This is a genomic window from Sphingobacterium sp. SRCM116780, assembly GCF_021442025.1.
Lineage (GTDB): Bacteria > Bacteroidota > Bacteroidia > Sphingobacteriales > Sphingobacteriaceae > Sphingobacterium.
This window is the reverse complement of record NZ_CP090446.1, coordinates 2328207-2343516: the sequence shown is the minus strand read 5'-3', so window position 1 is coordinate 2343516 and position 15310 is coordinate 2328207. Positions and strand designations below refer to the sequence as shown.

At 35.9% G+C, this 15310-nt stretch carries 8 protein-coding genes; 4 read left to right on the top strand and 4 right to left on the bottom strand.

Annotated features, from left to right (window positions below; translation table 11 throughout):
- Positions 1-17: 17 nt before the first annotated feature.
- From LZQ00_RS10160 to LZQ00_RS10145, 4 genes are all read right to left on the bottom strand, one after another.
- Positions 18-1694: a M1 family metallopeptidase gene (locus LZQ00_RS10160; RefSeq protein ID WP_234509171.1), complete on the bottom strand. Its 1677-nt coding sequence runs from the start codon at positions 1692-1694 to the stop codon at positions 18-20.
- 6 nt (positions 1695-1700) lie between these two features.
- The gene (locus LZQ00_RS10155; RefSeq protein WP_234509170.1) at positions 1701-3869 is read right to left on the bottom strand and encodes a S9 family peptidase; all 2169 of its coding nucleotides are present in this window, start codon (positions 3867-3869) and stop codon (positions 1701-1703) included.
- A 39-nt stretch (positions 3870-3908) separates the two neighbouring features.
- A complete protein-coding gene (locus LZQ00_RS10150; protein WP_234509169.1) occupies positions 3909-5300 on the bottom strand; it encodes an aminopeptidase P family protein in 1392 nt (463 codons plus the stop codon).
- 64 nt (positions 5301-5364) lie between these two features.
- On the bottom strand, positions 5365-7731 hold the full coding sequence (locus LZQ00_RS10145) for a glycoside hydrolase family 127 protein (RefSeq protein WP_234509168.1): 2367 nt from the start codon (positions 7729-7731) through the stop codon (positions 5365-5367).
- Between the two features lie 343 nt (positions 7732-8074).
- Here LZQ00_RS10145 and LZQ00_RS10140 point away from each other — a divergent pair, with 343 nt between their 5' ends.
- The 4 genes from LZQ00_RS10140 (at position 8075) to LZQ00_RS10125 (ending at position 15244) form a co-directional block, all read left to right on the top strand.
- Positions 8075-8959 (top strand): AraC family transcriptional regulator, encoded by an 885-nt coding sequence (locus LZQ00_RS10140; RefSeq protein WP_234509167.1) that lies wholly within the window; start codon positions 8075-8077, stop codon positions 8957-8959.
- 168 nt (positions 8960-9127) lie between these two features.
- Complete coding sequence (locus tag LZQ00_RS10135) at positions 9128-12352, top strand: SusC/RagA family TonB-linked outer membrane protein (protein WP_234509166.1); 3225 nt, start codon at positions 9128-9130, stop codon at positions 12350-12352.
- Positions 12353-12367: 15 nt separating this feature from the next.
- Positions 12368-13864 (top strand): SusD/RagB family nutrient-binding outer membrane lipoprotein, encoded by a 1497-nt coding sequence (locus LZQ00_RS10130; RefSeq protein WP_234509165.1) that lies wholly within the window; start codon positions 12368-12370, stop codon positions 13862-13864.
- Between the two features lie 723 nt (positions 13865-14587).
- Positions 14588-15244 carry a response regulator gene (locus tag LZQ00_RS10125; protein WP_234509164.1) on the top strand — a complete coding sequence of 219 codons (657 nt, stop codon included), beginning with the start codon at positions 14588-14590 and terminating at the stop codon, positions 15242-15244.
- Positions 15245-15310: the final 66 nt, after the last annotated feature.

Below are 15310 nucleotides of genomic sequence, written 5' to 3'. Positions count from 1 at the left end.
CTTTTTTAGGATATATTTTATTCGACTAATACACCTATATAATAATTGAAGGTATCAATATCGATATTTTCTTTGGTTAATCCAGGGATGTTGATTTCCGTGAATTTTTTATTTAAAGAGATGAGTTGTTTTTTATTTCCTTTAATGCCAAGATGAATAGGCATTTGAAAATTAGCAACTTCACTTATCCATCTTCCGTATACTTTTCCACTTGCATCAGTACGAATTTCTAATGTTGGAATGTCAGCATGTTGTACGTATTGTTCAAATACTTTGGTTAAATCGATACCTGACTTATTTACAATATATTGAACAATATCTTGGTAATCAACTTGCTGATGATAAAAATCTTTATTTAATCCCCTTAAAATGGCCCGCCATTTTTCGTCATTATCAATCATGGTTCGTATCATGTTGAGCATGACACCTCCCTTAGGATACATATCTCCAGAACCTTCTTTGTTTACATGATAAGGACCTTGCGTTGGGCTATCATTTTGAATACCACTTCTGTTGCCATGTACATAAGCTTGATTGGCTTCTTTACCATAAAAATAATCAATAAATAAGGCTTCTGAGTAATTGGTAAAGCTTTCATGGATCCACATATCTGCCAGGTCTGCAGAAGTAATATTATTTCCAAACCATTCATGTCCAGATTCATGTACGACAATAAAATCCCATTTTTGTCCCCAGCCTGTTCCGGATGCATCTCTTCCTCGATAGCCATTTTGATAGTGATTGCCATAAGCAACAGCACTTTGATGCTCCATACCGGTGTGGGATGTTTCTACCAGTTTATAGCCATCTTCATAGAACGGGTAGGGACCAAACCAATGTTCAAAGGCTGTTAATGTCTCTGTGGCATTTTTTATCAAATGTTGCTTTTTCTCTGCTTGATCATTTTCGCGCAGAATATAATAATCCATTGTTAAAGGTCCCTTCTCACCCTTAAAGTCTTCTTTAAAATGAATATAATCGCCGATATTTAAAGCAACATTGTAATTGTTTATGGGGTTGACAACTTTCCAATGGTACTTGTTATACCCATCTTTCATTTTCTCAACGTTTACAAGCCTTCCGTTAGAAACATTCATGACTTCTTTGGGAACAGCGACCGAAATCAACATACTATCCACTTCATCGTATTGATGGTCTTTATTTGGCCACCAAACACTAGCGCCCATGCCTTGACAGGCTGTGGCAACCCAAGGCTTACCTTTGCTATCTGTTTTCCAATCAAACCCACCATCCCAAGGGGCTCGGGCTGCAACTTGGGGATGACCTTCATAATAAACCGTAAACTCATCTATTTTCCCCTTCTCTATCTTGGATGGAAAATCGACAAATACGGCATTGAATTCTCTTTTGAAAGGGAGCTCCTTTCCTTTATATACGACCTTGTTGACTTTTAAATTGGCAAAAAGATCAAATTGCAGTCGATTAAAATCTTGGGTTGCCTTAAAACGGAACAGATTGGATCCTGAAATATATTTGTTGTCTATATCTACTTTGACGTCCAGGTGATAATATTGGATGTCATAGCATGTCCTTAAGGGTGTTAAATTTCCCCGTAAAGAATCTGCTCGGGTAAATTCAACCTTTTCTTTCATCAGCTGGGCAGATGCGTGTGGAATGCTTATTGTTAATAGCAAAATACTGCCCAATGCATATAAAACTTGTTTGTTCATCATGTTGATTTATCTTGCGCCAGGAGGGCAATGAGTTTTTAAGTAATTGGTAAATAAGGTTTTTAGATGTTCCGAAGTTCCTTCTCCTTCATGAATCGAGTGACTACGATTTGGATAGGACATCAATTGAAATTGAACATTGTGTTTGACCAGTTCATTGATCAATACTTCGGCATTTTGGTAATGTACATTATCGTCACCAGTACCATGAATATAGAGCAAATTTCCTTTGATATTCTTCGCATATTTTAATGGAGAACCATTTTCAAAATCCGCTAAATTTTCTTGAGGCAAGCCCATGTAGCGTTCCTGATACACATTGTCATATAACAATTGATTGGCTACAGCAGCAACTGCAATCCCCGTTTTGTAGATCTCTGGATATTGCCCCAGTAAATTCAAGGTGCTGGAACCGCCACCGCTCCATCCCCATACGGCGACACGGCTGCTGTCTACAAATGACCATTTTAGAATTTCTTTGGCAGCAAGTGCTTGATCGCTGATGTTGAGCTGACCAATTTTACGGTAAACGCTTTTTCTCCATTGGCTTCCTTTTGGAGCTGGTGTACCTCGGTTATCTACTGAAATATAGATATAACCATCTTTGGCCATACTGCCCACATATAAGTTGTTATAGCCTGCATAAAAATTGTCCAATACAGTTTGTGATGCTGGTTCGCCATAAACCATAAAAACTACAGGATACTTTTTAGCGGGATTAAAATCCAATGGTTTAACCATCCACCCATCCAATTCCACGTCTGCTGCAATTTTTACTTTAAAAAATTCGGCAATACCATCCGTTGCTTTTTTTGTTATTTTACGATCGAAATCAATTAATGTTTGATGTAATGGTAAGGATACTAAAGCGTTATTTTTTAATTCTTTATGATTGCTAAAACTAAAAATAGCCATCTTTCCATTTGGAGAAATATCATAGGAGCAGGTTCCCTCATATTCTTTAGGTGTTAATCTAACCGCTTGTCCTCCTTTTGTTGCTATACTATACAGATATTTTTGAGTCGCATTTGTAGGGGAAGCTGTAAAATAAATGGTTTCACCTTTTGGATCCATTAAATCAAAATTGATGATGTCAAAATCTTCTTTGCTGATTAATTTTTCTTTTCCATTGAGATCAATTTGATAGATTTTACGCCATCCATCTTTTTCAGAAATCCAAATAAAAGCTTTTCCATTTTGGATCCAATCCCAGCCAGCAGGGTCATTATTATTCCATCTGGCCTTAATATCGATCCAAGCATCGCTCTTTTCTGTGTAAATATCTTTGGCTAGGTTTTCTTGTATGTTTACCGTGAAGATTTTGCTTTCATTTTGTTTCCGATTGAGTTGTTGCAAAATGATGTTTTTACTATCTAAACACCATTCCATACGGGGGATATAATGTTGAAATGGGTCTCCAGGAAGACTAACTTTGGAAGTTTCCCCAGATTTAATTTGATAAGTCCAGATAGTACAAGCACTAGGATCTTGTCCTACCTTAGGATACTCAATCGGTATGGTATACGAATAGATACTATCGGTATTGTTGATCATTAAAAAATGACGGATGTTTCGAGCATCCAATTTCCAATAAGCAATGGTGGTACCATCTGGAGACCAACGGAATCCATCTTTACAACCAAATTCCTCTTCATATACCCAATCAAAAGTACCATTGATCATCTTGTCACTTCCATCATTGGTAATGGGTGTAATCATTCCATCGGATAGATTTTCGATGTAAATATTATGATCTGCCTTATAAACATAAGCAACATGTGTCCCTTGAGGATTGAATTTAGCGAACATCAATTGGGCTGCAGTAAATTTGGATCCCAATTGATGAAGTTGTTTGTTTTTTTTATTAAAAACCCAATAGTCACCACGCGTGTTTTCTCGCCATACACGTTGGCTGTTCGTAAAAAGCAGTATCTTTTCTTGATCAGTTGAAATTGAGAAGTCCTGAATATCTAATGCTTCCTGTTTTCCATTGGGGATGAGGGATTCACGAGAGAGGAATACAACTCTTTCTGAATTTTTAGGATTAACTATTTCAATGCCTTTTGAGGTAAATTCATAATAATGATCACCCTCAGCTGTCCATAACCGTTTGGCTGATGTGCAGAAAGGAAAAAATAGAATTAAAATAAGGGTAATGTGTAAGATGTATTTTTTCATATCTACTCATGAATTAAATTATACTGATGCAATAAAAAATTAAGATTTATCTTTTAATTGGTAAAGTTCATGGATCTCCCTTTCGAGGTATTTTCCAAGTCGTTGGAAACCTTTTTCTTGGATCAAATAATTATCCTCGATGCGGATACCTCCAAAATCCAGATGCTTAGTCAACAGATCATAGTTAATAAATTCTATGTGCAGACCTTTTTGTTGCCATAGTTGAGTAAGTTCTGGAATGATATATATACCTGGTTCCACTGTCAAGACGAAGCCAGCTTCTAATTTTCGACCTAAACGCAATGATTTTATCCCAAAAGTTTGGGTATCTTTTGGTTCACTTTTCGTGTATCCTACATATTGTTCGCCTAGATCTTCCATATCATGGACATCAAGACCTAGCATATGACCCAATCCACATTGGAAAAACAAAGCATGTGCATGATTTGCAACAGCATCTTGTGCGTTCCCTTTCATAAAACCAACTTGAATAAGACCTTCTACAAGTGCTTCACAAGCTTTAAGATGGATTTCTTTGAAAGTAATACCAGCTGTTAACGCTTGTTCTGCGGTTTTGAAAGCATGCAATACAATTGCATACATTTCTTCTTGTAAAGGAGTAAACCGATTACCAACTGGAAATGTTCTTGTTAAATCTGAAGCATAGCCTAATGAAGTCTCTACCCCTGAATCATTTAATAATAGATCACCATCATGGATGCGATGATATTGCATGTGATTGTGTAGGATTTCTCCATGTTTTGTGACAATGGGGGGGTAGGAATAGGACATTCCTTGATCTTGTGCAAAATGTTGCATTGCATTGCTTATCTCAAATTCATGTAAACCAGGTTTGGTCATTTGAATGGCTAGGCGATGCATATCAACAGCTACGTTCACAGCCTTTTCCAGTTCAGCAATCTCCTCAATAGATTTGATACTTCGTTGCGCCACGACAGCCTGAATAAAAGGTATAGATGGTTCAAGCTCAGTAAATGGGGTATGAAGGACCTGTTGTAATAATAATTTGTTATGGGACTGATAAGGAGGTAAAAAATGGATGACGCTCTTTAGTTTCTGTCTTTGTTGGATATAAGTACCCAATAGATCGAAAGGGTAAACTTGATGAATACCAGAAAGAAAAGCTTTTTCCTTTAATGTTTGTTGTTGTCCCATCCATACGATATCATCAATGGTCATCTCATCACCAAATAAAATTGTCTCTCCCTGGTCGATATCAAAAATTGCAGCAAGTTTAGGACTCTTAATACCGATATAATATAAAAAGTTACTGTCTTGACGAAAGGAATACGTATTGTGTTCAAAATTAATTGGATTCTCAATATTGCCTAATAATAGGAGCATTCCAGAGGAAAACTTGCTAATTAATCCCTTCCTCCGTTGGATGTAAAGTTCCTGATCAAACATCATATGTATTCATTTTAATAGACTATTCGAAGTTAAGAAAATAGTCTTATCATAATCGTGGTTAAGTTTATTTTTTTGATACCACTGTTCGAGCACCATAAATTGGCCCAGCTGAATTGCGTTCATCTTTAGGAATTAATTTGATGGTAACTTTTGATTTTCCTTTAGTTAGCTCTTTAGGAATCTGATAATTAATATCGTAAAATTTACTTTCTTTGAATTGATTCACATCTTGTTGAGCAATAACTTTCCCATCGACCTCTATATTAAATGTACGATCTCTGTTATCCATTCCCCAGTAGGTCAACATCAATTCATTGTTGTCCGTTGGATTCACTTTCATGGTGAAACTCATGTACCCTTTTGGAGATGCTATACGCCATTTTCGATTATGATCTTCACCTGTTTCCAGATGTTCTCCTGTAAATTCATGATCCCGTTCGGGTTGCATTTCACCTGGTCTAAAGAAAGCGAGTGTTCTCGATTCTAATTCACGTTGTGCAAACTTGTCTGCTTCATATTTAGCTTGTTGTACTTTCCATTGATCTGCTGTGAATACATCCCAATAGAGGGTATAGTGTTCATTTACAAATTGATTAAATGGTTTTAAAGCAATTGTGTTTGGATAGGCTGTTTTAGCTTTTGTTTTGAAATTTAAATAATTAGCGTTCTCCATTTGTACCCAATCTTTGGGATCATTGGAATTACTAATAAGAACAGGAATGCCTTCAACCGGATCCGGTTCGTCCAGACCCAATTGAGCGGCTAAAATAACAGGGCCATAAAAGATCGCTCTTCTGTTTGGATTGTCTGGCATTGCTTCCGTATGGAAACCACTACCCAATTGTAGCTGAATCTGATCATTCTTACCCCATTTTTGACTAATTACATAATAGCCACTTTTTTCATCTAAGATAGGTTGTATTTCTTTTCCATTAACAGAAATGGTAAAGACAGTAGTCCATGAAGGTTTACGAAAGTACAAAGGAATTACTTTCTTGGAGGTACTGTTGACTGAAAATGAAACAAAATCTGTTGTCGGAATATTTGACTGCTGGCTTAATTGAATACCTTGACTCTTATCATCCAATTGAGAGGGAATATAAAGATTCACATAGATACCCCCGTTAGGATTTTTGAAATAAATAGATTCATTGTACTTCACATGGTTCTCCATACCTGTACCCATACAACAGGTAAAAGAATGTTCGTGGTCTGAAAATTCTTTACTACCTCCCATTCTTAAGGAGGTATAGTAAGTAACCATACCATCATTGGGGTTTTGAGAAGCTAGAATATGATTATACAGGGCTCTTTCATAATAATCCATCAGGGATGTTTGTGGGTTGATAACAAATAATTGCTGCGCAAGTTTTAGCATGTTATAGGTATTACAGGTTTCAGTTGTATTGTCTGAAAGAGTATTATTGAGTTTATCCTGCTGACCGAAATACTCATAATTACTGTTTCCTCCAGTAGCATAAGTATGATGCTGAAGGACCGTCTGGAAGAAAAAGTTGGCAATATCCTGATCTTTCTTATCACCTGTTAGCTGATATCTTCTTGCACTGGCGATAGCTTTTGGAATTTGTGTATTGGCGTGCTTGCCAGGAAGGGCATCTTCTTGATTGGCTAGCGCATCTAGTAAAGGCTTATCATAAAATCGATAGGAAAGTTTGAGATATTTCTCATTACCAGTAAATGCATAGATGTTTGTCAAAACTTCCGCCATTCCTCCATACTCACATTTTAACATGTTTTGCATTTGTTCTTCGTTTAGATTGGTAAGAAGTTGATCTGCCCAGTCTGCAAATTTTGTCGCAACTGTTAGTGCTGTCGGATTTTTAGCATAAATATGGGCATCTAAAAGACCAGCCATAATTTTATGAATGGTATACCAAGGAGCCCAGCCTCCGTTAAGATCAAAACTATGTGTCCGAATATCTCCTTTGGCTACTTCCGACCAGATACGATCTTCCTCTAGTATGGCACCTATGTATCCTGTTTTTCGAGCACTTTGAATTTCATTTAATTCATCTACAATATAATTGATCCGTTGTAGGATATCATTATCTTTATTTCCCCCATAATAAAGCGATAATGCAGATAGATAATGCCCTAAGCTATGTCCTGCTAATCCCATTGATTCCCAACCACCATATTTATCTGCCTTGGGCTGAAGTCCTGCATTTGTTCTAAATCCTGCTAGAAGGCGATCGGGTTGCATCCATTTTAACAGTTTGACATCCGCTTGTTGTGCAACTAAAAATGGACTTTGGTACAATGTAACTTCTTCCAGATTATACGCTTTGGCTTGTATGTTTACCTTTTCAGAGACAGTGGTTTTTATCTGTGTATGTGGTAAAAACGTTTGAGCCTGAACTGTTGGATAGGCAAATAATAAAGGAATAACGAGGGATATATAATTTTTCATGATATTGGTTGTGGCCATAGTGTCGTCAACTATAAGGTTTTATCAGGGTGAAATTATCTTTAATGGTTACGGCATAAAGTTCTTAATTTTTTGGTTAGCGAAGTACTTGAAATTTATCATTCTCTATTTGTTTTTTAACCTATACGTAAAGAAAGACTTTGTGTTGTTGTTACACAAATAATGCCTACTTATATAGGGTATTCTATGTAAATATTGTCCATATGTAAACATATATTGACATATTTGATTCGTACTTGTAGAGCATTCATTTTTTTTAGTTTTGAATTTGGTAGATTTATGTACAGCAAATAATATCTAAATATTACCTAAAGATGAACAAACTATGAAAACTTTGCAATTTAATGTACCTACTGTTCATGGACAAAGTGTAATGGTTCAAGAAGATGTTATGGATCAGTTTTATCCTTATTTCCATCAACATCATGAAGCACAATTGATGTGGATAATCAAAGGAAGCGGTGTGCTGGTTGTAGAAGATACGTTGCATTCCTTTAAAGAAAACGATATTTTTTTTCTTGGTGCAAATCAACCACATGTCTTCAAATCAATGTCGATGGATGATTACAGTAATGAGTCTAGATCAATCTCTATTTTCTTTGATCCCAAAGGAAAATTAGGTTCCTTATTTAACTTAGGTGAATTTGAGACGCTGTTACAATTTATAAATAATAATGCGAGAGGGTTTAAAGTCCCTGAGGCATATTTTGATGCGGTATCCAAGCGAGTTATTCAGTTAAAATCTTCCGATAGTATAGACAAATTAATGCATTTCTTTTATTTACTGCGAACCTTATCCATGATGTCAAAAGATATTGAACCTTTGTGTGTGGAAAGAGGAGTTACGTTAACGAATGAAACGGTAAGTTCCAATCGGATGCATGATATTTGTAATTATATCAAGGAAAATTATAAAAAAGAGCTCACTCTTGAAGAAGTTGCGAATCAGGCGAATCTTACCCCACAAGCTTTTTGTCGTTACTTTAAAAAACACTGTGGATTGACATTTGTTTCTTACCTCAATCGCATTCGTGTCAGAGAAGTGTGTAGCCAATTGAACGAAGAGCATCTGGATAGCGTTTCCTTTGTAGCCTACAATTGTGGATTTAATAGTATAACCAATTTTAACCGGGTATTTAAACAGATTGTTGGTTGTAATCCGAAAGAATACGTGCAAAATTACAAGAAGACCGTCTCCACGATGTTATAGCTTAGGATAAGCACTATCCCCTTTTTAAGTAGGTTTGCGTATATTTTAACATGAAGGTTAAAATGTGGGGATACGTGGTTAAGATATGGTGATTTTTCAATAAAGAGTTTTAATAATTTAGGCATTACAGATAGCTGATTAAAACCAAACTATTGAAACATCATATTTATGAAAAAAAGAAGTGTAGTATTTCTAGCCGCGAATTTACTCTTAAGTACGGCAATCTATGCACAGACTGTATTAAAAGGTCGGGTAGTAGATAAAGAAGGAAAACCAATCCCCGGAGTTTCCATTACATTAAAAGATGGGACAGGTACCCAAACAGGATCAAATGGAGAATTTTCGATCAGTTACAAACAACAGGGACCATTAAGTATCTCTGCTATTGGATATGAAAGGAAGCAGGTCGCGATCTCTAATCAGACAACGATTGAAGTTACTTTAGCTTCCAATGATGAAACATTGGATGAAGTAGTAGTAACCGCAATGGGGATAACAAGAGAAAAAAAATCTCTTGGTTATGCTGTTCAGGATGTAAAGGCCAAGGAATTAACAAGTGCTGGACAGTTAAACTTGACAAATTCCCTTTCCGGTAAAGTTGCTGGTGTTCAAGTCAATCAATTTGGTGGTGCGGTAGGTGCTTCTGCTCGTATTGCTATTCGTGGTAACTCTTCACTTCTAGCGGAGCAACAACCGCTTATTGTGATCGATGGTGTGCCGATATCCAACAGAACACAACGATCAGGAGATAACACCTATAATGGGGTGGATTATGGATCGGGATTGAATGATATTAACCCAGAAGACATTGAAAGTGTAACCGTACTTAAAGGAGGTTCTGCCGCATTATACGGTATGCGTGCTGGTAAAGGAGTAATCATGATTACGACAAAGTCTGGTAAAAGAGCTAGCGATGGAGTAGTATTGTCTTACGATGGAAATTTCACTGTAGATCAAGCGGCAACTATTCCAAAATATCAAGATTTATATGGTCAGGGTAATCGAGGTGATGAATATCATTATGGTTTATTAGGAAATGGGTTATCGTATCAAGATTATGCACAACAAAAATCATTTACATACGTAGATGGTGCAGGAGCAGGAGTGAACGATAATTTCGATGAATCATGGGGACCTCGATTAGATAAAGGATTATTATTACCGCAGTTCAATAGCCCCGTTGTGAATGGTGTAAGACAAGCTACTCCTTGGATCTCTCACCCAAGTAATGTGAAAGATTTTTTTCAAACAGGGTATTCTCAGAACCACAATATTTCTCTGTTAGCAAAAGGAGCAAATTCATCTACTAGAGCATCTTTATCTTACCGAAATCAAAAGGGCACGGTTCCCAATACCGATCAAAAAAAATATACAGCCCAAGTGAATAATGATTATAAGATAAACGATAAGTTTTCTTTTGATATTATGTCTAATTATACGAGAACAGAAAGTGATAATTTAGTTTCTCAGGGTTACGATGGGGCAAATCCAATGAATGGGTTAATATGGTTTGGTCGCCAAGTGGATATGAAAGATTTGAAGGAGAATTGGGATCAACGAGACGATCAAGGTAACTATACCTATTATAACTGGAATTCATCCTATCATATGAATCCTTATTTTTCGATGAATAAAACATTAAATTCGCTCAATCTCAATCGAATCTTTGGAAAATCATCTCTTTATTACCAACCGTATGAGTTTTTGAAATTTGAAGGACGTGTGGGAATAGATCATGTGGATACCAAGATGTTTGAACGGAATTATTTCAATTATGATCATCCACTGGGTAGTTTTCGGGAGATGAAAAATCGCAATACCGAATTTAATTTAGATTTTTTAACAAACTTTAATAAGCAATTTGGTGATTTTAATGTCGTAGGAACCTTAGGAGCCAATTATCGTGATGCACAATTTGAGTCTAATACCTTAGGTGCTGATGGACTTACAGTATTGGGGGTGTACACAATAACGAATAAAGTTGGTGATGCGGTTACAGCAATGGATCATAGTCATAGTCGTTCCAATTCAGTATATGGACAAGCATCTGTTGGCTGGAGGGATCAATTGTATGTAGATGTTACTGCTCGTAATGATTGGTCTTCTACGGTAAACGATGCCTTTTTCTATCCATCGTTGAGCTTAAGTTGGATTCCTACCACTTCATTTGCCAATTTAAAAAGCGATATTTTATCCTATTGGAAATTACGATTTAATATTGCTGCTGTCGGTAACGGAACAGACCCATATCGCAATCAGAACTATTACTATGCTCAAAATAATTCATACGGAGGTATCGCCCAAATGTATAAAAGTATGATTTATGCTATAAAGGATATCCAGCCAGAACGGATCAATACATGGGAAGTAGGTACTGAAGTTGGTTTCTTTAAAGATCGTTTGCATGCTGATTTTACCTATTATCACAAAAATGCGATCAATCAAATTCTATCTGTGGCAACCTCAAATGTTGTTGGATTTAGCAATATGGTCTTAAATGCTGGAAATATAGAAAGTAAAGGGGTCGAGTTGCAACTGAGAGGTGATATCTTAAAGAATGAAAATGCTTTGAATTGGACGGCAACAATCAACTACTCCAAAGATAAAAGTAAAATTTTGGAATTGTATCCTGAATTAGATTTGAATGTTTATCAATTAGGCTGGACATGGGGAATTGCCAATACGGCTACGGTTGGCGAATCTTGGGGAGCTTTAAGAGGAAATGCTTATGATCGAGTGGAGGATGGCCCCATGAAAGGTGCTATTAAAGTCAATAATAGTGGTTTTGTAGAGAGTAAACCTGGAGAGGTTATTGGACATGTGGTTCCAGATTTTTTAGCTAGCCTGCGCAATGACTTCCGATACAAAGATTTTAGTTTTGGATTTATGCTTGACTTTAGAAAAGGAGGGGATATTTGGTCTCAGACAATGAGTCATAGTTATACAACAGGTGTTGCTGAGATTACTGCTGCAAATGGAATTCGTGAGCGCGCGATAGTAGCGGGAAAAGATGTGATGCAGAATGAACGCTATGCGATGAAACAGGGTAATGATTGGGTAGAAAATACGATCCAAGTAAACGCGCAAGATTGGTTTGAGTCAGGTGGAATTTCAGAATCTTATGTTTTCGATGGTTCATTCTTAAAATTAAGAGAAGCTTATTTAACGTATACAATACCTGAACATGTTTATAACCGCATTAAAGGAATAAAAAGAGCAAATGTATCATTAGTTGGATCCAACTTAGCTTTATTATGGGTGGACAAATCAAATACGATGCGTCTAGATCCTGAAACAGGAGGGGTGTCTAGTGATAGTAGAGGAATGGGATTTGAACAAGCGACAGTACCATCTTCTCGTAGTATTGGTTTAAAATTAGGTTTTTCATTCTAATAAAAGAAATTGATTATGAATAGTGTTCTAAAGAAATTAAGTATTCCTGCATCTGCAATCATTTTGCTGTTATCCAGTTGTACGAAAAATTTTGATGAAATAAATACAGATCCTGATGCACTAAATAATGTGCCTCCTGGTAACATGTTAATAAATGTACTTCGAAACACAGGTGAATCTTTTGGAGGTGATGTGGATGGGTATGGTACATTTGGTGGTTATATTGTGAAGATCCAATATATGGATAAATTAGACGGTTTAATCCCAACAAATAATACCTATGGAAATCGTTGGTATGCCTGTTATTATAACAATACACAGCTGAATGATTTGTTGGAAAAAACCGATGCACAAGTAGAAGGATATAAAAATATACGTATGATTGCTCGCATATGGCAAAATTATATGTGGTCTTATCTAACCGATGGTTGGCGTGATGTTCCTTATACAGAAGCATTGCAAGGAATGCCAGATAAGGGCAGTTTGTTAAAAGCAAAGTATGATAAACAAGAAGATATTTATCCTGCTGTTTTAAAAAGTTTAAAAGAGCTAGCGGACGAGATGGCGACAGGACATGGAACAGATGAGGTGGGGGATTTTGATATCATCTATAAAGGAAATATGCTCTCCTGGCAAAAATTTTGTAATTCTCTAAGACTTCGAATGGCAATGCGGATCTCGGGTGTTTCTCCTGCATTAGCAAAATCAACAATAGAGGAAATAACAGGAAATAAAGCTAAATATCCAATATTGGAAACGAATGAAGAAAATTGCGACATTAATTATCCTGGTGCATTACCTTATTTCGAGCCTTGGTATAACTCTGGAATCTATAGTAAAAGAATAGATAACTGGGGTATGTTTGATATTTTTATCGATTATATGAAATCTGTAAACGATCCTCGAATTGCTGCTGTTGCTCAAAAAAATAATACAGGTGAATATGTAGGTTTTAAAAATGGTTTAACATCTGGTCCTCCAGTACTGCGGTCGGTATCCTGGATCGGAAACCACTATATCAATGATCCTGCTGGATCTACTCCTTTTTATAAATCATGCGAAACTTATTACACGTTAGCTGAAGCAGCTATGTTAGGCTACAATGTAGGAATTTCGGCCAAAGATGCTTATGAAAAAGCAGTAAAATTATCTATGGAAGATAATGAAGTCGCTCAGACAGATATTACAGCATATCTTGCAGCTGGAGGAAAGTGGAATAATACCAAAGAAAGAATTTGGTGGGATATGTGGGTGGCTCTTTTTAAAGAGAATTTTGAGGCTTGGTCGTTATACCGAAGAACTGGTATTCCGACAACCAATTATGCTTCTTTAAATTCAATATATAAGGAGACGCATGATGAGCAACCTTATCGATTACCATATCCAAATAATGAATACTTATACAATAAGGTGAATGTGGAAGCTGCAGCTAAAGAGGTTGCTGATCACGCTTGGGGTAAAAAAATGTGGTGGGATACTCGACCTGTAAAGATTCCGCATCCGGGGGAATAAAAGTTTCATATGGTTATTTTGTAAGAAGGTAAGGCAGCTCAGCTGCTTTGCCTTTTTTTGTAGCGGTTTGGCAACTAATTTTATTCAGTTTACTTTCGCACAGTAACGATGTTAAAAATGTACCAAATAAAAAGTCCTCCAATATTGAAGGACTTTTTTATATGATAAAGGTAACTACGTTTCTATTTTTTAGCGCTCTTTATTTTTTGTGCTACAGGCAAGTCTAAAATTGCCATCAGTAATAAGTAATATCCTTTTTCCAATCCTAATTTTTTCGAGTTTTGATTTTTCGTATTCATAATTACTAAATTTTAGTTATTAGATATATTATGATATGATTTGCAAAGCCTGTGCCAGTCTATGCTGAAATATAAACTTGGACAGTGATTCTTGTGTTTTAGGTATTTAAATAAGATTGTTAAGGGATTTATACCTAATGATACTAGCAATAATACAGATGAACGTATAGTGATAAATCTGAATTGGTTTCGTACAATACTCAATTTTAAATTTATAGCTTGTTAAATATGCTCCTGATAGAAATATTCATTATATTTTGATTACCTTAATCCATTATTGAGAGTATTAACTCTTTTTACAGATGAAAAACACAATATTCTAATTCAATACATGACTATCAATATCATGCGTGTAATAAAGGAAAGTTATGGTCTAAAAAATGACGATAAAGAATATAGAATAGCATTTATTTAAAAACATCATATGACTAAAATTTTATTGGTTGAAGATCATTTGGTTGTACGCAATGGCATCAAAATGTTATTGGAGAGTCAGGATGATTTAGAAGTGATTGGCGAAGTTTCAGATGGTTTAGAAGCCTTGGAATTTTTGACAAATAACGAAAATCCCAATCTTATTGTTACAGATATGGGTATGGAGGGGATGGATGGAATGACATTAATTAAAATCATGAATGAGCAACATCCATCCATTAATATATTGGTGCTTTCTATGGTAGATCAACTCAGTTCTGTAAAAGAAGCATTTCAAAGTGGAGCGAAGGGATATGTACTCAAGAATGCGAATTTTTCTGAAGTACTTTTTGCCATTAGACACATTACAGATAATGGGTTTTATATGAGCGAGCAGATCAGTATGAATCTCCTTCAACAGACATCCGTTGAGTCTAAAGAATGTGTGGATAAAGAACTGTTATTGAAACAGCTGGATATTACTGATCGAGAATACGAAGTCTTAATCCATATTGCGAATGGACTGACCAATATTGAGATTGCAGATCAATTGTTTTTAAGTAAACGAACAGTAGAAGGACATCGTTTTAAACTGATTGAAAAATTAAAAGCAAAAAATTCTGCAGAGTTGGTGAAAGTTAGTTTTCAAATGGGTTTATTGGTTTAGTCTTTCTTATATATATGGGGACAAGTTATTTAAACTGTCCCCATATGCTATATAAAGTCATTAATA

Coding starts and splice junctions, on each gene's coding strand:
- LZQ00_RS10160 (WP_234509171.1), bottom strand. CDS start 1,694: ATGATGAACAAACAAGTTTTATATGCATTGGGCAGTATTTTGCTATTA.
- LZQ00_RS10155 (WP_234509170.1), bottom strand. CDS start 3,869: ATGAAAAAATACATCTTACACATTACCCTTATTTTAATTCTATTTTTT.
- LZQ00_RS10150 (WP_234509169.1), bottom strand. CDS start 5,300: ATGATGTTTGATCAGGAACTTTACATCCAACGGAGGAAGGGATTAATT.
- LZQ00_RS10145 (WP_234509168.1), bottom strand. CDS start 7,731: ATGAAAAATTATATATCCCTCGTTATTCCTTTATTATTTGCCTATCCA.
- LZQ00_RS10140 (WP_234509167.1), top strand. CDS start 8,075: ATGAAAACTTTGCAATTTAATGTACCTACTGTTCATGGACAAAGTGTA.
- LZQ00_RS10135 (WP_234509166.1), top strand. CDS start 9,128: ATGAAAAAAAGAAGTGTAGTATTTCTAGCCGCGAATTTACTCTTAAGT.
- LZQ00_RS10130 (WP_234509165.1), top strand. CDS start 12,368: ATGAATAGTGTTCTAAAGAAATTAAGTATTCCTGCATCTGCAATCATT.
- LZQ00_RS10125 (WP_234509164.1), top strand. CDS start 14,588: ATGACTAAAATTTTATTGGTTGAAGATCATTTGGTTGTACGCAATGGC.